Source organism: Streptomyces sp. NPDC050732 (assembly GCF_040654255.1).
Lineage (GTDB): Bacteria > Actinomycetota > Actinomycetes > Streptomycetales > Streptomycetaceae > Streptomyces.
Window position 1 is genome coordinate 104,198 of record NZ_JBFAHP010000023.1, and the last position, 16,709, is coordinate 120,906.

Consider the following 16,709-nt stretch of genomic DNA (forward strand, 5'->3'; position numbering starts at 1 on the left):
AAGCGGACGACGGGGGAGGGTCGCCGGACATCATGGCGCCCGCCCCCGGTGGTCGGTCCCCACAGACGGACCGGGTGGTCTTCGGCGTGACCGCCGTGCTCACCCTCGCGTTCGTGGTCTGGGGCGCGGTGTCGACGGACTCGCTGGAGAATGTCTCCACGGACATGCTCAACGGTCTGATGCACAACGGCGGTTGGTTCTTCATGCTGACCGCCACCGGATTCGTCGTCTTCGCGCTCTGGCTGGCGGTCAGCCGGTACGGGAAGATCACGCTCGGCCGGGAGGGCGAGGACCCGGAGTTCCGCACCGTCTCCTGGGTCGCCATGATGTTCAGTGCCGGCATGGGCATCGGCCTGATGTTCTACGGGGTGAGCGAACCCCTGGCCCACTTCACCACGCCACCGCCGGGCACCGACCCGGCGGACGCGCCCGCGGCCATGGAGACCGCGATGGCCACCACCCTCTTCCACTGGACGCTCCACCCGTGGGCGATCTACGCGGTCGTGGGCCTCGCCATCGCGTACAGCACCTTCCGCCGCAACCGCCGGCAGACCATCAGCGCCGTCTTCGAGCCGCTCATCGGCAAGAAGCACGCACGCGGCGCCTGGGGGCGGGTCATCGACATCCTCGCCATCTTCGCCACGCTCTTCGGCTCGGCCGCCTCGCTGGGCCTCGGCGCCCTGCAGATCGGCAGCGGCATCGAGGAGCTCGACTGGATGGAGACGGCGGGCACCGGCCTGCTCGTCGTGATCATCGCCGTGCTGTCCCTGGCGTTCGTGGCGTCCGCCGTCTCCGGTGTGGAGAAGGGCGTGCAGTGGCTCTCCAACATCAACATGGTGCTCGCCGGGCTGCTCGTCCTCTTCGTCTTCGTCGCGGGCCCGACGGTCATCATCCTCGACATGGTGCCGACGTCGATCGGCGCCTACCTCAACGACCTGCCGCAGCTCATCGGCCGCACCGAGGCGTCCAGCGGCAAGGGCGTCGCGGACTGGCTGAGCAGCTGGACGGTCTTCTACTGGGCCTGGTGGATCTCCTGGACGCCCTTCGTCGGCATGTTCATCGCCCGCATCAGCCGGGGCCGTACGGTCCGGCAGTTCGTCGGCGGCGTCATCCTGGTGCCCAGCACCGTCAGCCTCATCTGGTTCGCGGTGTTCGGCGGCAGCGCCATGACCGTCTCCGAGCGCGGCGGGCTCAAGGGCGACATGTCCCAGGAGGCGCAGCTCTTCGGGCTCCTCAACGAGTACCCGATCGCCACGGTGACCAGCCTCCTCGTGATGATCCTCGTCGGCATCTTCTTCGTCTCCGGCGCGGACGCCGCGTCCATCGTGATGGGCACGCTCTCCCAGAGGGGCGCCCTCGAACCCGGCCGGTTCGTCGTGGTCTTCTGGGGCATCGTGACCGGCGCCGTCGCCGCCGTCATGCTGCTGATCGGCGACGGCTCGGACGACGCGCTCACGGGCCTGCGGAACCTCACGATCCTGGTCGCCGCGCCGTTCACCCTCGTCATGATCGGCATGTGCGTGTCCCTCATGCGGGACCTGCGCCACGACCCGCTGATCGTCCGCGGCGAGCACGGCACAGAGGTCCTGGAGAAGGCCGTCATCGCCGGACACGAGCACCACGACGGTGACTTCGAGCTCCGCATCGGCCCCGCCCGCGACGACATCGGCGAAAGCGACGGCGAAGGCCCGGAACGGGACAACGACCCGGTCGATCCCCGCTGACCGACCGTCCCAGGAGGCGGCGCCCACCGGCCGACGGTGACACCGGCGCCGCCTCGCCCCGGGAACGCGACGGAATCCGCGATGCCGTGCTCACATCGCACGTCGGGTGGGGATACTCACAGCATGTCTGCCGAGTACGCGACCTTCGGTCTGGCACCGGCCATGCGCGCCGGTGGGGTTCTCGCCAACGGTGACTACCAAGTGCACCGGGACTTCGTCGACTTCATCGTGAACGGGCGCCCCCTCCTCTTCCAGCTCTCCGACCTCGACGCGGTGTCGCCGCTGGCCGCCGACATCCCCCCGGCGATCTTCACCGCGCACGTCCGCAGGCTGCTCCTTGAGGCCCGGGCACCGCTGCGCGACGGGCGGTACGTCATCTACGGCTGCCCCGAGTGCGAGGGCCTTGAGTGCGGCGCCGTCACGGCGGTGATCGAGCGGAGCAGCGACGGCGGCGAGGGCGGCGAGGACTTCGTATGGCGCGACTTCGCCTGGCAGACGGCCGAACCCGTCGACCTGGAGCTCAACGGCTACCACGGCATAGGGCCCTTCCGCTTCCGGGGCGCCGAATACCGCGCCGCGCTCGGCCAGTTGCTCTCCGAGAGCGAGCGGCAGACCCGCCGCCGGGTCCTGCTGATCGGCGCGCGCGTGGCGGTGCTCGCCAAGCTGGCGGCGGCGCTCCGCACCATCGGCATCGGCGCGGAGATCGCGGCGGACGCGGCGGGCGTCCCGGCGGACGAACTCCGCACGTACGGCGCGGTCGCCTTCGGCCCCACCATCCCCGAAGCCACCCGCCGGTCCGTACGGTCGGCCTTCGAAGCGGCCGGCGTCGACGTCGCCCACGTCGACGGCCTCGCGCCCGTCATCCCGCTCCTCGTCGCCCAGATCGAGTACGCGCTGGACCGCAGCCCACAGGAACAGCGCCGCCTCACCGGCCTCGCGGCGAGCCCGGCCTCCGCCGAGCTGACCGTCACCTCGACGTGCCGAGTCCAGCTGACGACGTACCGCGTGGACCGCCTCTCCCGCACCCACGTCCACGAGGTCTTCGACGAGGTCCTCGCACCGGGCCACCACCGCGTCCCCCTCACCCCCAAGAGCACCAAGGGCAACGCCTACGCAGTGGCCCGCACCTCCACCAGCGTCCTGGTCGCCCCCGTCCGCCCCTCTACAATCACCCCCTGATGACCGCAACCCTCGTCGCCAAAGATCTCGCCGCCGGCCACGGCGACCGCACCCTGTTCTCCGGACTGGACCTCGTCGTCGCCCCCGGCGACGTCATCGGTCTCGTCGGGGCCAACGGAGCGGGCAAGTCCACCCTGCTGAGGCTGCTCGCCGGGGTGGACACCCCCGAGGGGGGCGAGCTGAGGCTCTCGCCGCCCGGCGCCTCCGTGGGACACCTCCCGCAGGAGCCCGACCGCCGCCCCGGCGAGAGCATCCGCGCCTTCCTGGCCCGCCGCACCGGCGTGGCCGAGGCCCAGCGCGTCATGGACGACGCCACCCAGGCCCTCGTCGACGGTGCCCCCGGCGCGGACGACGCGTACGCCACCAGCCTGGAGCGCTGGCTGGCCCTCGGCGGCGCGGACCTCGACGACCGCGCCGGGGAAGTCGCCGACTCGCTCGGCCTCACCGTCGGCCTCGACCGGCCGATGACGTCGCTCTCGGGAGGCCAGGCGGCCCGAGCCGGCCTCGCCTCGCTCCTCCTCTCCCGCTACGACGTGTTCCTCCTGGACGAGCCGACCAACGACCTCGACCTGGCGGGCCTGGAGCGCCTGGAGAGCTTCGTACGAGGGCTGCGGGCCGGCACCGTCGTCGTGTCGCACGATCGCGAGTTCCTCACCCGCACCGTCACCAAGGTCCTCGAACTGGACCTGGCGCAGCAGCAGATCAACCTCTACGGCGGCGGCTACGACGCGTATCTGGAGGAGCGGGAGACGGCCCGCCGGCACGCCCGCGACGACTACGAGGAGTACGCCGACAAGAAGGCCGCCCTCCAGGGCCGCGCCCAGATGCAGCGCTCCTGGGCCGACAAGGGCGTCAAGAACGCCCGCCGCAAGGCCGCCAAGGGCGGCGACAACGACAAGATCGGCCGGAACTTCCGCAGCGACACCAGCGAGAAGCAGGCGGCGAAGGCCCGCCAGACACAGCGGATGATCGAGCGCCTCGACGTCGTCGAGGAGCCGCGCAAGGAGTGGGAGCTCCAGATGGAGATCGCGGCGGCACCACGCTCCGGCGCGGTCGTCGCGAGCCTGCGCGACGCGGAGGTGCACCGGGGCGCGTTCACGCTCGGCCCGGTGACGCTGCAGATCGACTGGGCGGACCGCGTGGCCATCACCGGTGCGAACGGCTCGGGCAAGTCGACACTGCTCGCCGCCCTCCTGGAACGCGTCCCGCTGGACGCGGGCCACGCGGCCCTCGGCTCGGGCGTCCTCGTCGGCGAGGTCGACCAGGCCCGCGCCCTGTTCCACGGCGAGGAGTCCCTGCTGGACGCGTTCTGCGCGGCCGTCCCCGACACCGAACCGGCCGAGGTGCGCACGCTGCTCGCCAAGTTCGGCCTGAAGGCGGCCCACGTGCTGCGCTCGGCGGCCACGCTCTCTCCCGGCGAACGGACCCGCGCGGCCCTCGCCCTGCTCCAGGGCCGGGGCGTCAACCTCCTCGTCCTGGACGAGCCGACGAACCACCTGGACCTGCCCGCGATCGAGCAGCTGGAGTCGGCCCTGGAGGCGTACGAGGGCACGCTTCTGCTGGTCACGCACGACCGCAGGATGCTGGACGCGGTCCGGGTGACGCGCCGCCTTGAGGTGGCGGAGGGCAAAGTGACGGAACCGCCACTCTGACCTCCGCGCCCAGCCGGTGCGGTCGGCCCGCGCCCGGCACTACACGTCAGCCCCGCTTCGGATCCACGAGCCCGGCCCGCCGCAGCGCCTCGGCCATCGCGTCGTTGGCGGGCGGCGGGCCCTGCCGCTGCGGCTTCTGCCCGCGCTGCCCTCCGCCGCGCTGCCGCTGCTGAGGCGGCCGCCCGCCGCCCCGCTTCGGTCGCCCCTCGCCCGAGGCAGAGGCGGAACCCTCACCCGGAGCGGCGGCACTCGTCTCGTCGTCCAGGCGCAGCGTCAGCGAGATCCGCTTGCGCGGAATGTCGACGTCCATGACCTTCACCTTGACGATGTCGCCGGGCTTCACGACGTCCCGCGGGTCCTTGACGAACGTCTTCGACATGGCGGAGACGTGCACGAGGCCGTCCTGGTGCACGCCGACGTCCACGAAGGCCCCGAACGCGGCCACGTTCGTGACGACGCCTTCGAGGACCATCCCGGCGGCCAGATCGGAGATCTTCTCCACGCCGTCCTTGAACGTCGCCGTCTTGAAGGCGGGACGCGGGTCGCGGCCGGGCTTCTCCAACTCCTTCAAGATGTCGGTGACCGTGGGCAGACCGAAGACGTCGTCCACGAACTGCTCCGGCCTCAGCGAGCGCAGCGTGGCCGTGTTACCGATCAGCGAAGCGACCTCGCCACCCGCCGACTTCACCATCTTGCGCACCACGGGATACGCCTCCGGGTGCACGCTGGAGGCGTCCAGCGGGTCGTCGCCGCCGCGGATGCGGAGGAAGCCCGCGCACTGCTCGTACGCCTTCGGGCCGAGCCTGGCCACGTCCTTGAGGCTCTTGCGGCTCTTGAACGGGCCGTTCGCGTCGCGGTGCGCGACGATGTTCTCGGCGAGGCCCGAGCCGATGCCCGAGACGCGCGCGAGGAGCGGGGCGGAGGCCGTGTTGACGTCCACGCCGACGCCGTTCACACAGTCCTCGACGACCGCGTCCAGCGAACGCGAGAGCTTCACTTCCGACAGGTCGTGCTGGTACTGCCCGACGCCGATCGACTTGGGGTCGATCTTCACCAGCTCGGCGAGCGGGTCCTGGAGGCGCCGCGCGATGGAGACCGCGCCGCGGATCGAGACGTCGAGGTCCGGCAGCTCCTGCGAGGCGAAGGCCGAAGCCGAGTACACGGAGGCGCCCGCCTCGGAGACCATCACCTTCGTCAGGTTCAACTCCGGGTGCTTGGCGATGAGTTCACCGGCGAGCTTGTCGGTCTCGCGGGACGCCGTGCCGTTCCCGATGGCGATCAGGTCGACCGAGTGCTCCTTCGCGAGCCGCGCGAGCGTCGCCAGGGACTGGTCCCACTTGTTCGCCGGGACGTGCGGGTGGATCGTGTCGGTCGCGACGACCTTGCCGGTGGCGTCGACGACGGCCACCTTCACCCCCGTACGGAAACCGGGGTCGAGGCCCAGCGTCGCGCGCGTGCCCGCGGGCGCCGCGAGCAGCAGGTCGCGCAGGTTCGACGCGAAGACCCGCACCGCCTCGTCCTCGGCGGCCGTCCGCAGGCGCAGCCGCAGGTCGATGCCGAGGTGCACGAGGATCCGGGTCCGCCAGGACCAGCGCACGGTGTCCTGGAGCCACTTGTCGGCCGGGCGGCCCCGGTCGGCGACGCCGAAGCGGTGGGCGACGATCCCCTCGTACGAGGAGGGGGTGCCCGGCGTGGCGTCGGGCTCCTCCGGCTCCAGGACGAGGTCGAGGACGTCCTCCTTCTCGCCGCGCAGCATGGCGAGGACGCGGTGCGAGGGCAGCTCGGTGAAGGGCTCGGCGAAGTCGAAGTAGTCGGCGAACTTGGCGCCCGCCTCCTCCTTGCCGTCCCGGACCTTCGCCACGAGGCGGCCGCGCACCCACATGCGCTCGCGCAGCTCACCGATCAGGTCGGCGTCCTCCGAGAACCGCTCGGCGAGGATCGCCCGGGCCCCGTCCAGCGCGGCCTGCGAGTCCGCGACGCCCTTGTCGTCGGCGACGAACGCGGCCGCTGCGGCGTGCGGTTCCACGGACGGGTCGGCGAGCAGCCCGTCCGCCAGCGGTTCGAGGCCCGCCTCCCGGGCGATCTGCGCCTTCGTGCGCCGCTTCGGCTTGAAGGGCAGATAGATGTCCTCCAGCCGCGCCTTGGTGTCCGCCTCGCGGATCCGCGCCTCAAGATCGTCCGTGAGCTTGCCCTGCTCACGGACGGATTCGAGGATCGCGGCGCGCCGGTCCTCCAGCTCCCGCAAATACCGCAGCCGCTCTTCGAGCGTGCGCAGCTGCGCGTCGTCGAGCATCTCGGTCGCTTCCTTGCGGTAGCGCGCGATGAAGGGCACCGTGGAGCCGCCGTCGAGCAGGTCGACGGCGGCCTTCACCTGCCGCTCCCGTACGCCGAGCTCCTCGGCGATCCTGCTCTCGATGGACGCTGGGGTGGACGTCTTCAAAGCTGCCACGTTCCGGTACCGCCTTCTCGCTCAGGTTGCCGGGCAATTGTGGCAGGTGGCGCCGACAGAAGAGGGATCAGACCCGGCGGGCCCGGCCCGTGCGCCCGGATCGGCGGCCGCCGCCGCGCCCGCCCCGGCTCGCGGTACTGGAAGCTCCGCCGAACAGCCGGGCGAGGGCCCGGAACGGCAGGGTGACGACGGTGGCGATGGCGCCACCTATCTGGCGCAGGACGTCCGCGATGGCACGGAACATGAGAACTCCCCTTTTCTCCCCCGACACCGCCTGGTTGGCGGCACCGACGGACGACCGGGTACCTCGGACGGCCGAAGCCATGCGCGGCCGGGCGCGCCGGGCCTCACAGGGCGAAACGCTCGGTCAGCGCTTGCCGAGCAGATCCGCGGGGAACGCGCCGGCCTGCAGCGCCGTGCCGATGAACAGGGTGCCGAGTTCGGTGAGACGCTCGACGCCCGCCGCGCCCAGGTGCTCGTACGGGGCCCGGTCCAGGTGGTCCGTCCGTGCCTCGATGTCCCGGCGCAGCGCCGCGCCGTCCTCCGTCAACTCGCCCTCGCCGTCGAGCACTCCGCGCTCCCGCAGCCGCTCGACGGCGGCGTCCCACTCCTCCTGGTTCCAGCCGCGGGTGGAGAAGACCCACTTCGGCGTGGTGCCCTTGCCGGTCGCGGTGTGGCTCACCAGGGCTTCGAGACCGTCGAGTCCCGCGTCGAGCAGCACGGTCAGGTGCCCGTCGCCGCGGTGCTCGCGCAGCAGCGTCGCCGCGTGCCAGTACGCGAGGTGCGGCTCCTCGGGGACGGGCAGGTCGGCGTGGGCGGCGTACAGCGGGCGGGCGCCGCGGGTGCAGGCCTCGGTGGCGCGCAGGGCGAGGCCCGCGGCCTCCGCCATCTCCGGCGAGCCGACGAGCTCGTCGCCGAGGAGGCGCCGCAGCGTCGTGTCGACGGCCCGCAGCCGCGCCGCGAGGACGTCTTCGGGAGAGGCCGTCCGCCAGATCTGCGGGACGTGCGCGGCGACGAGCTCGTACTTGTAGTTGTAGAAGGTGGCGGCCACGGTCCCGGGGCCGACGGCGCCCAGGGCCGCCGCGCGCACGGCGAAGTTGACGGCGTGCCGGTGGGTTATCCCGAGAGCGCCCAGCTCCCGCCCGACGTCGGGGGAGAAGTAGTGCGTCGAGTGGATCGGGTTGAGCACGTTGTGGCAGCGGCGGCCGGCGCGCGGCTCCAGGGCGGCGGGCGCGGACGAGGTCGTCGAAGAGGTCATGTGCGCACGATACCTACTGGTTGGTATGGGCAGCCGGGCCTGTCGGCGCGACCGGATGGCAGGAAAGGTGGGTTATTTGTCATTGCGGACATCGGTCGGCGGGCCAAGAATCGAGGACATGGCCCAGCGAACCGTCCTGGTCGTCCTCTTCGACGACGTCCAGAGCCTCGATGTCACCGGACCCGTGGAGGTCTTCGCGGGCGCGAGCTCCTGTCTGGCCGACCCCGCGGGCGGCTACCTCCTCCGCACCGCTTCCCTCGGCGGCGGCCCCGTCCGCGCGTCCAGCGGCCTCACCCTGGTCCCGGACTCCACGCTCGCGGACGCCCCCGCGCCGCACACCCTGCTGGTCCCTGGCGGTCTCGGAACCCGCGAGGAGGCCCGCGCGCTGACCGACTGGCTGCGCGAGAACGCTCCGCGCGCGGAGCGCCTGGTGTCGGTCTGCACCGGAGCGCTCCGGCTCGCCGAGGCGGGTCTCCTGGAGGGGCGCAGGGCGACGACGCACTGGGCGTTCTGCGACCGCCTCGCCAGGGAGTACCCGGGCGTCGAGGTCGACCCGGACCCCATCTACGTACGCGACGGTCACATCGCGACGTCCGCCGGGGTCACCGCCGGCATCGATCTCGCCCTGGCGCTCGTCGAGGAGGATCTGGGCCGCGAGGTGGCGCTCACGGTCGCCCGCCATCTCGTGGTCTTCCTGCGGCGGCCGGGAAACCAGGCGCAGTTCAGCGCGCAGCTCGCCGCGCAGACCGCACGGCGCGAACCGCTGCGCGAGGTCCAGCAGTGGATCACCGAGCACCCCGCCGACGACCTCTCGGTCGACGCGCTGGCCGCGCGCGCCCGGCTCTCGCCCCGCCACTTCGCCCGCGCCTTCCAGGCGGACACCGGGCTGACGCCGGGCAAGTACGTCGAGCGCGTCCGCATCGAACACGCCCGCCGACTCCTGGAGGACACCTCCGACGGGATCCAGGAGGTCTCGCGCGCCTGCGGCTACGGCACCCCGGAGGCCATGCGCCGCGCCTTCGTCAAGGTGCTCGGCGCCGCGCCCGCCGAGTACCGCCGCCGCTTCCCTCCCGCACCGACCGCACCTCCCGCACCGACCGTACGGACCGTGCCGACCGGCACCTCCGCCACTCCGCACCGATAGGGACACCATGCAGATAGCCATCGCCCTGTACGAGCGCTTCACCGCCCTGGACGCCATCGGCCCCTACCAGACCCTGAGCAGCCTCCCCGGCGCCGAGACCGTCTTCGTGGCCGAGCAGACGGGCCCGGTGCGTGACGACACCGGCAGCCTCGCACTCGTCGCCGACAAGTCCTTCGCGGAGGTCCGGCGCCCGGACATCGTCGTCGTCCCGGGCGGCCCCAGGCAGAGCGACCAGGTGGAGAACGAGCCGCTCCTCGACTGGCTCCGCGCGGTCGACGCCACGACCACCTGGACGACCTCGGTGTGCACGGGCTCCCTCGCCCTGGCCGCCGCGGGCCTCCTCAAGGGCCGCCGCGCCACGTCCCACTGGCTCGCCCTGGCCGAACTGGACCGGCTCGGCGTCGAGTCGACGGGGGAGCGGGTGGTCCTCGACGGAAAGTACGTCACGGGGGCCGGTGTCTCCGCGGGCATCGACATGGGCCTCACCCTGGCCGGCCGGATCGCGGGCGACGAGCACGCGCAGACCGTACAGCTCCTGACCGAGTACGACCCGCAGCCGCCCTACGACGCCGGATCCCCGGAGAAGGCGCCCGCGCACCTCGTCGCGAAGTTCCGCGAGAAGAGCCGCCTCGACCAGTAGGCGACCCCGGCCGCGCAGGGCTCAGCGCCCCTGCGGGCTCCAGGTGAACCGCGGCTGCCTGCGCTCCAGGAACGCGGCGACACCTTCGGCGGTGTCGCCGCTGCCGCGTGCCTGCTCCGTCCAGTACGCGTCCCGGTCCGTGCGCCCCGCCGCGAACTCCTTCGCCGCCGCCTGCGTGAGCTGCGAGCGCGCCGCGAGGACACGGGTGAACTCCGCGACGCGTTTGGCCAGTTCGCCGGACGGCAGCACCTCGTCCACCAGGCCGGTCCGCAGCGCCCGCTCCGCGTCGATCAACTCCCCGGAGAAGAGCAGGTACTTGGCGGTCGCGGGCCCCACCAGGGAGACCAGGCGCCGGGTGGACGACGCCGGATAGACGATGCCCAGCTTGGCGGGTGTGACGCCGAACGAGGCGCCCTCGTCCGCGAACCTTAGGTCGCACGCCCCGGCCAGCTGGGCGCCGCCGCCCACGCAGTAGCCCCCCACCGCCGCGAGCGTCGGCTTCGGGAAGGCCGCCAGGGCCTCCTCTGCCCGCACCGCCAGCTCCTGCGCGGTGCCCGGCGACTCGCGCAGCGTCGAGATGTCGGCGCCCGCGCAGAAGGTGTCGCCCGCGCCGGTGAGCACGACGGCGCGCACGGCCGGATCGGCGGCGAGCGCCGCGCAGAGCGGCGGCACCTGGCGCCACATGTCCGCGGTCATGGCGTTGCGCTTGGCCGGATGGTCGATGAGGACGGTGGCGACGCCGTCCGTGACGGTGTGCCTCAGCTGCGGCTCCATGCGCCGGATGCTATCCGCACCCCTCGAACGTACGATCAAGAAGAGGGTGGGACCAATGGTGCATATCGGTACAGGGCGCGCAAGGCGCCGCCGAGCGAGAGGGAGACGCTGATGGCCGGACCCAGGGACGACAGGGCCACCCCGGAGGCCAGGACGGTCAGCCGCGGCTTCGGGTGGCTCGCCCTGCTCGGCGTGATCCTCGCGGTGGCCGGCGTCGTCGGCCTCGTCTACACCGGATTCGCCACGCTGACCTCGATGCTCCTGTTCGGCTGGCTCCTGCTCGTCGGCGGCGTCGTCGGACTGCTGCACGCCGTCCAGTCGCGGGGCAGCAGCTTCTTCTGGCTGGGCGTCGCGGTCGCCGCGCTGAACCTCGCGGCGGGCGTCGTGATCATCCGCAGACCCGACGTGGCGGCGGAGGCGCTGACCATGTTCGCGGCCCTGCTCTTCCTCACCGGCGGCGTGTTCCGGCTCGTCGGCAGCCTCGTGGTGCGCGGCCCGCAGTTCGCCCTGACGCTCCTCCAGGGCGCCTTCGGTCTGCTGATCGGCATCCTGGTGCTCGCCGAATGGCCCAGCAGCAGCCAGTACGTCATCGGGTGCTTCTTCTCCCTGACGCTGCTCTTCGACGGCCTCGGGCTGCTCGCCACGGGCATCGGCGGACGCCGCATCGTCAGCCTCGTACAACCTGAAGAAGACTTGAAGGCGAACCATTCACGACAGGGCGGGCAGGGCGAGCAGGACCGGTCGCACAGCTGACGACGTCATGCGCCGTCGGTCAAATTCCGTCGATAGTCGCTGACTTCTGGTCAGTGGCGCGGTCCGGACCAGGACATTCTCAACACTCGATGTGTGGCGACAATCGAGCGCGAGGGCGGCGACCGGACGATGCGGAGCGACGGGGGCGGGCCGGACCCACTCCCACGAGGCGGCGGACCCGCGCCGTACGAAGGCGTGTGGCGCTTCACCGCCCCCGCCGTCGACGCCTCCGTCCCCCAGGCGCGGCACGCGGTGCGCGACCTGTTGGCCCGGCAGGGCGTACCGGCCCCGGACGACCTCATGCAGGGCCTGCTGCTCATCGTCTCCGAGCTGGTCACCAACGCGGTGCGCCATGCGGCGCTGCTCTCGCCGATGCTCGCGGTGGAGGTCGCGGTCGGCGCCGAGTGGGTGCGGGTCTCCGTCGAGGACAACCACCCCTACCGCCCGACGGCCCTGGTGGCGGACCACGGGCAGACGGGCGGGCGGGGGCTGCTCCTCGTCCGTGAGATCACGGCGGAGGCGGGCGGCGCCTGCGATGTCGAGCACACCGCGAGCGGGGGCAAGGTCATCTGGGCGGCCCTGCCCCTCAAGCCCGACCTCGGCTGACCGGCCGGCTACCAGCCCGCGGCGGGGCCGGTCAGCTCCTTGATCGCGGGACGTGCCGCGTCGAGCACGGTCATGAACCACGCGGAGAACGGCTCCCGCTCGTGCCGCTCGGCCAGCTCCCCGGCCGTCACGAACGCGGTCCCGCCGATCTCCGCGGGGTCGGGGCGCAGCGGGGACTGCACCATGCCCACGAACAGGTGGTTGAACTCCTGCTCCACGAGCCCCGAGTCCGGGTCCGGGTGGTTGTAGCGCACCGTGCCCGCCTCGGCGAGCAGCGACGGCGAGACTCCCAGCTCCTCGTGCGTACGCCTGGCCGCCGCGGCGAACGGCGCCTCGCCCGGGTAGGGGTGGCCGCAGCAGGTGTTCGACCAGACGCCGGGGGAGTGGTACTTGCCGAGGGCGCGCTGCTGCAGCAGCAGGCGCCCCTGCTCGTCGAAGAGGAAGACGGAGAACGCCCGGTGCAGCTGCCCGGGCGCCTGATGCGCGGAGAGTTTCTCCGCTGTGCCGATGGTCCTGCCGTCCTCGTCGACGAGTTCGAGCAAGATGGCTTCTCCGGTGCCGCTCGACGAGGTGTTCGCCGCGGTGGCAGGTGTGATCGGCATACGCATCCTTCGCTTCGGTCTTCGAGTCCCAAGTCTGCCGTACGTTCCGGACACCCCGGGCACTCCCGGGACCCGCATGTCCCGCCGCGCCGAAGCGCGGCGGGACACACGCCGGGCGCTGTCACACGAGCGCCCGGGGGAGCGTCAGACCCCGAAGGCGGCCGGGTACTGGATCATGCCCCGCGGCAGCTGCCCGGAATCGTCGGATCCGTTCAGGGCGAGCGCCATGATCGCCTCGTCGGGCACCTCGAAACCTGGCCGGATCCCGTACCCCGAAGCGGGCCGGAAACCGAACCGCGGATAGTACGAGGGATGCCCGAGCACGAGGACGAGCCGCTCCCCACGCGCGCGTGCCGCGTCGAGCACGGCCCGCACGACCGCCGAGCCGGCCCCCGTGCGCTGGTACTCGGGCAGGGTGGCGACGGGCGCGAGCGTCAGCGCGGGCGCGCCGCCCACCCGGCAGCGGGTGACCAGCGCGTACGCGGCCACCGAACCGTCGGGCGCCTCGGCGACATACGACAGGCCGGGCAGCCACGCCTCGGGGTCCGCGCGCAGGGCGTCGACCAGGTCGGCCTCCGCCTCCGTCTCGAAGGCGGCGGCGTTCACGGCGTGCACGGCGGCGACGTCGGCCGCGGTCTTCGGGCGGGTCGGCCAGGAGTCCGTGGGCCGCAGGACGTACCCCGTGTAGCCGTACTCGGTCCCGTGCTCGCGCCGCATCGCGATCTCCTCGCGGGTGGCGGCGAGCGCCTCGGCCATGCCGGGAGCGCTCGGGTCCGCCGCGTCCGCCCGCGCGCCGAGCGGGCCGTAGTACTCGTCCCAGTCGGACTCGGGCTGCGGGTGCACGGCGAGCACGGAGTACCCGGCGCCGGTTGCGGCCCGGGTGTTCGCCTCGGTCGTGCGCAGCGCGTAGTGCCGCTCCCAGAAGGCGCGGGCCGCCGCGGACGGCTCGGCGGTCGTCCACTCGCACTCGGTGAGGACGAGCGCCCCGCCGGGTGCGAGCAGCCGCCGCCAGGCGCGCAGCGCGGTGTCGAAGCCGATGCCGTAGGCGGAGCTCTCGGCCCAGACGAGGTCGAACGACCCGTCGGGGTAGGGGAGTTCGGCCATGTCGGCCTTGACGGTGGTGATCGATCCGGTGAGCCCGCGCGCCTCGGCGGACGCGTGGAGCTCGTCGAGGAACGGCTCGTGGAGATCGACGGCGGTCACCTCGGCGCCGGCCTCGGCGGCGAGCAGGAGGGCGGCGCGGCCGGGCCCGCAGCCCAGGTCGAGCACGCGCGGCCGCTCGGGCAGCGCGCCCACGAGGGAGAGCAGCCGCCGGGTGGTGGCGTCGGAGCCGGGGCCCTGCCGCGGAAGACCGTGGTGTAGGACGAAGAAGGGGTGGGTGGAAGCGTTGTCAGTCAACGTGGAAATCCTTGAGTGAAGGACCCGCGGACCTGACGTACGAACTGGGGTGTACGTGAAGTCAGACGCGTGCCCGGAAAGTGGGGATGCACGTGTCGCCGCGCGGAGCAGCGCCAGCCGCGACAGTCATCAACCCACCTCCAAAAAACTCAAGAACTCCGATGACTATAACACCGGCGTGACGGACACCGTCATGACGTCGGGGCCGGCGCCGTCAGTGGCAGAGCTTCGCCTCGTGCTCCGCGTGACCGCTCGGCTCCAGCTGGAAGGTGCAGTGCTCGACGTCGAAGTGGTCGCCCAGACAGCCCTGCAGCTCGTGCAGCATCTTCTCGTGCCCGATCGAGTCGAGGGTGTCGGAGCTCACCACTATGTGCGCGGAGAGCACGGGCATGCCCGAGGTGATCGTCCAGGCGTGCAGGTCGTGGACCTCCTCGACGCCCGGCAGGCCGAGGAGGTGGGCCCGCACCTCCGCCATGTCGACGTCCTCGGGCGCCGACTCCAGGAGCACGTTCAGGGTCTCCTTGAGGAGCTTCACCGTCCGCGGGACGATCATGAAGCCGATGACGAGCGAGGCGATCGGGTCGGCGGCCTGCCAGCCGGTGAGCATGATCACGACCGACGCGACGATGACCGTGACCGAGCCGAGGGTGTCCGCGACGACCTCCAGGAAGGCGCCCCGCACATTGAGGCTGTCCTTCTGGCCGCGCATGAGCAGCGAGAGCGAGACCACGTTCGCGACGAGACCGAAGACGCCGAAGTAGAGGGCGAGGCCGCCCTCGGTCTCCGCGGGCGTGATGAACCGCTCGACCGCCTCGAAGAGCACGTATCCGCCCACGCCGAGCAGCAGCAGACAGTTCGCGAGCGCGGCGAGTATCTCGGCGCGGGCGTAGCCGAAGGTGCGGTTCTCGGTCGGCGGTCTGTTCGCGAAGTGGATCGCGAGCAGCGCCATGCCGAGGCCGACGGCGTCCGTGGCCATGTGCGTCGCGTCCGCGACGAGCGCCAGCGAGTCGGCGACGATGCCGCCCACGATCTGGGCCAGCATGACGGTGATCGTGATGCAGAGCGCTGTCCGGAGCCGCCCCTTGTAGGCGTTGGCCGCGGTGCCCGTGGTGGGCGCCCCGTGCGTGTGTCCGTGATCGTGCCCAGCCCCCATGGAGCGGCCCTCCCGCGTCGGTCATCGGTCTGCTGTCCGCTGGTCGCGAGCCACAGTGAACTACGGGTGGGGGGTATCTGGCAACGCGGCACTGAACACCGTTATCACTCCACTGACCTGCGAAAATGGCAACGATTGCCGTCAAGCCGAGGGGTGCAGGTCAGCGGCTCGTGACGATCAGTCGCGGCGCGCTCCGGGGTGGTGCAGACACCATCCCGCCCAGGCCGACTCGACCATCTCGCGCACCCCGCGCCGGGCCGTCCAGCCGAGCTCCGCGGCCGCCAGGCTCGCGTCGGCCACGGCGCGCGGCGAGTCGCCGGCCCGGGCCGGCTCGACGAGCGCGGGCCGGGTGTCGCCGCTCACCTCACCGATCAGCGTGACCAGTTCGCGTACGGAAACACCGCGCCCCCGGCCGATGTTCACGGTCAGATCGCCCTCGGCGCCCGCCGTGAGCCGGCGGGCCGCCGCCAGGTGGGCCTCGGCGAGATCCGAGACGTGCACATAGTCACGAACGCAGGTGCCGTCCGGCGTCGGGTGGGTGTCGCCGAAGATCCGCGGCGCCTCGTCGCGCCGCAGCCGGTCGAAGACCATCGGGATCACGTTGTAGACGCCGGTGTCCGCGAGCTCCGGCGCCGCCGCGCCCGCCACGTTGAAGTAGCGCAGGCAGACGGTCGCGATGCCGTGCGCCCGCCCGGCGGCCCGCACCAGCCACTCACCGGCGAGCTTGGTCTCGCCGTAGGGGCTGACCGGCACACACGGCGCGTCCTCCCGGACGAGCTCGACGTCCGGCGGATTGCCGTACACCGCGGCCGACGAGGAGAACACGAACCGCTCGACGCCGGCCTCGGCGACGGCTTCGAGCAGCGTCGTCAGCCCGCCCACGTTCTCCCGGTAGTAGCGCAGCGGCTGCTCCACCGACTCCCCGACCTGCTTGCGGGCCGCGAGATGCACCACACCGGTGACGCCGTGCTCGGCGAAGACCCGGCGCAGCAGCTCCCCGTCCAGCGAGGAGCCCTTGACGAGCGTCATGTCCGCGGGCAGCCGCTGCGGCACCCCCGACGAGATGTCGTCGAGCACGACGACGTCCTCCCCGGCACCGGCCATGACCCGCGCCACATGTGCCCCGATGTATCCAGCCCCGCCTGTGATCAGCCATGTCATGGGCGCCCACCCTAAGCGAACGCCCTGTCCGGGCACGGGGCAGCGGGCATGTGGCCACTATCCAGGGCAAGCCGGGCACGGGACGGGCGCGGTTTGTGGGCGCGGCCCCCCATCCACCATGATGATCGCGAAGGCCGAGGCCCTCGCAGGCCGCCCTTGGAGCCTGACACAGGCTCTTATCGGGGCGTGAACGGGCGATGAACGCCCGCTTCCCAT

14 protein-coding genes and 1 pseudogene are annotated in these 16,709 nt (G+C 72.1%); 7 read left to right on the forward strand and 8 right to left on the reverse strand.

Annotated elements, in window-relative coordinates:
• Window positions 1–32: 32 nt before the first annotated feature.
• From AB0H82_RS21900 to AB0H82_RS21910, 3 genes are all read left to right on the forward strand, one after another.
• Window positions 33–1,724, forward strand: coding sequence for a BCCT family transporter (locus AB0H82_RS21900; protein ID WP_362995130.1), 1,692 nt, complete (start codon window positions 33–35; stop codon window positions 1,722–1,724).
• Window positions 1,725–1,847: 123 nt separating this feature from the next.
• Complete coding sequence (locus AB0H82_RS21905) at window positions 1,848–2,903, forward strand: oxidoreductase (RefSeq protein ID WP_362995132.1); 1,056 nt, start codon at window positions 1,848–1,850, stop codon at window positions 2,901–2,903.
• The gene (locus AB0H82_RS21910) at window positions 2,903–4,555 is read left to right on the forward strand and encodes an ABC-F family ATP-binding cassette domain-containing protein (RefSeq protein WP_362995134.1); all 1,653 of its coding nucleotides are present in this window, start codon (window positions 2,903–2,905) and stop codon (window positions 4,553–4,555) included. Before AB0H82_RS21905 ends, AB0H82_RS21910 begins: the two co-directional genes overlap by 1 nt.
• Window positions 4,556–4,601: 46 nt before the next feature.
• Here AB0H82_RS21910 and AB0H82_RS21915 read toward each other — a convergent pair whose 3' ends face one another.
• The 3 genes and pseudogenes from AB0H82_RS21915 to AB0H82_RS21925 form a co-directional block, all read right to left on the reverse strand.
• Window positions 4,602–7,004, reverse strand: a complete 2,403-nt coding sequence (locus tag AB0H82_RS21915; RefSeq protein WP_362995136.1) for a Tex family protein — start codon at window positions 7,002–7,004, stop codon at window positions 4,602–4,604.
• A gap of 115 nt (window positions 7,005–7,119) precedes the next feature.
• Window positions 7,120–7,248 (reverse strand): annotated as a pseudogene (locus AB0H82_RS21920) (LPFR motif small protein); the annotation flags it as partial.
• A 123-nt stretch (window positions 7,249–7,371) separates the two neighbouring features.
• On the reverse strand, window positions 7,372–8,262 hold the full coding sequence (locus AB0H82_RS21925; RefSeq protein WP_362995138.1) for a hypothetical protein: 891 nt from the start codon (window positions 8,260–8,262) through the stop codon (window positions 7,372–7,374).
• 118 nt (window positions 8,263–8,380) lie between these two features.
• Here AB0H82_RS21925 and AB0H82_RS21930 point away from each other — a divergent pair, with 118 nt between their 5' ends.
• Window positions 8,381–9,406: a GlxA family transcriptional regulator gene (locus AB0H82_RS21930; protein WP_362995140.1), complete on the forward strand. Its 1,026-nt coding sequence runs from the start codon at window positions 8,381–8,383 to the stop codon at window positions 9,404–9,406.
• Between the two features lie 7 nt (window positions 9,407–9,413).
• Entirely contained in the window at window positions 9,414–10,046 is a 633-nt protein-coding gene (locus tag AB0H82_RS21935) for a DJ-1/PfpI family protein (RefSeq protein WP_362995142.1), read from the forward strand.
• Between the two features lie 21 nt (window positions 10,047–10,067).
• Here the strand turns inward: AB0H82_RS21935 and AB0H82_RS21940 are convergent, their stop codons facing one another.
• Complete coding sequence (locus tag AB0H82_RS21940; protein WP_362995144.1) at window positions 10,068–10,820, reverse strand: enoyl-CoA hydratase/isomerase family protein; 753 nt, start codon at window positions 10,818–10,820, stop codon at window positions 10,068–10,070.
• 111 nt (window positions 10,821–10,931) lie between these two features.
• On the opposite strand from AB0H82_RS21940, the gene AB0H82_RS21945 reads away from it, so the two are divergent.
• Window positions 10,932–11,573: a DUF308 domain-containing protein gene (locus AB0H82_RS21945; RefSeq protein WP_362995146.1), complete on the forward strand. Its 642-nt coding sequence runs from the start codon at window positions 10,932–10,934 to the stop codon at window positions 11,571–11,573.
• Window positions 11,574–11,702: 129 nt separating this feature from the next.
• Window positions 11,703–12,179, forward strand: a complete 477-nt coding sequence (locus AB0H82_RS21950; protein WP_362995184.1) for an ATP-binding protein — start codon at window positions 11,703–11,705, stop codon at window positions 12,177–12,179.
• 8 nt (window positions 12,180–12,187) lie between these two features.
• On the opposite strand, the gene idi is transcribed toward AB0H82_RS21950, so the two are convergent.
• From idi to galE, 4 genes are all read right to left on the reverse strand, one after another.
• Entirely contained in the window at window positions 12,188–12,781 is a 594-nt protein-coding gene (idi, locus tag AB0H82_RS21955; protein ID WP_362995148.1) for an isopentenyl-diphosphate Delta-isomerase, read from the reverse strand.
• Between the two features lie 144 nt (window positions 12,782–12,925).
• Complete coding sequence (locus tag AB0H82_RS21960) at window positions 12,926–14,188, reverse strand: bifunctional class I SAM-dependent methyltransferase/N-acetyltransferase (protein ID WP_362995186.1); 1,263 nt, start codon at window positions 14,186–14,188, stop codon at window positions 12,926–12,928.
• Between the two features lie 205 nt (window positions 14,189–14,393).
• Window positions 14,394–15,332, reverse strand: coding sequence for a cation diffusion facilitator family transporter (locus AB0H82_RS21965; protein ID WP_362995150.1), 939 nt, complete (start codon window positions 15,330–15,332; stop codon window positions 14,394–14,396).
• A 177-nt stretch (window positions 15,333–15,509) separates the two neighbouring features.
• Entirely contained in the window at window positions 15,510–16,493 is a 984-nt protein-coding gene (gene galE, locus AB0H82_RS21970) for a UDP-glucose 4-epimerase GalE (RefSeq protein ID WP_362995151.1), read from the reverse strand.
• Between the last annotated feature and the right edge of the window lie 216 nt (window positions 16,494–16,709).

Bases quoted from the DNA above. Each gene is read 5' to 3' on its own strand.
- galE (WP_362995151.1), bottom strand. From the start codon at position 16,493: ATGACATGGCTGATCACAGGCGGGGCTGGATACATCGGGGCACATGTG.
- AB0H82_RS21945 (WP_362995146.1), top strand. From the start codon at position 10,932: ATGGCCGGACCCAGGGACGACAGGGCCACCCCGGAGGCCAGGACGGTC.
- AB0H82_RS21910 (WP_362995134.1), top strand. From the start codon at position 2,903: ATGACCGCAACCCTCGTCGCCAAAGATCTCGCCGCCGGCCACGGCGAC.
- idi (WP_362995148.1), bottom strand. From the start codon at position 12,781: ATGCCGATCACACCTGCCACCGCGGCGAACACCTCGTCGAGCGGCACC.
- AB0H82_RS21900 (WP_362995130.1), top strand. From the start codon at position 33: ATGGCGCCCGCCCCCGGTGGTCGGTCCCCACAGACGGACCGGGTGGTC.
- AB0H82_RS21930 (WP_362995140.1), top strand. From the start codon at position 8,381: ATGGCCCAGCGAACCGTCCTGGTCGTCCTCTTCGACGACGTCCAGAGC.
- AB0H82_RS21925 (WP_362995138.1), bottom strand. From the start codon at position 8,262: ATGACCTCTTCGACGACCTCGTCCGCGCCCGCCGCCCTGGAGCCGCGC.
- AB0H82_RS21950 (WP_362995184.1), top strand. From the start codon at position 11,703: ATGCGGAGCGACGGGGGCGGGCCGGACCCACTCCCACGAGGCGGCGGA.
- AB0H82_RS21940 (WP_362995144.1), bottom strand. From the start codon at position 10,820: ATGGAGCCGCAGCTGAGGCACACCGTCACGGACGGCGTCGCCACCGTC.
- AB0H82_RS21935 (WP_362995142.1), top strand. From the start codon at position 9,414: ATGCAGATAGCCATCGCCCTGTACGAGCGCTTCACCGCCCTGGACGCC.
- AB0H82_RS21965 (WP_362995150.1), bottom strand. From the start codon at position 15,332: ATGGGGGCTGGGCACGATCACGGACACACGCACGGGGCGCCCACCACG.
- AB0H82_RS21905 (WP_362995132.1), top strand. From the start codon at position 1,848: ATGTCTGCCGAGTACGCGACCTTCGGTCTGGCACCGGCCATGCGCGCC.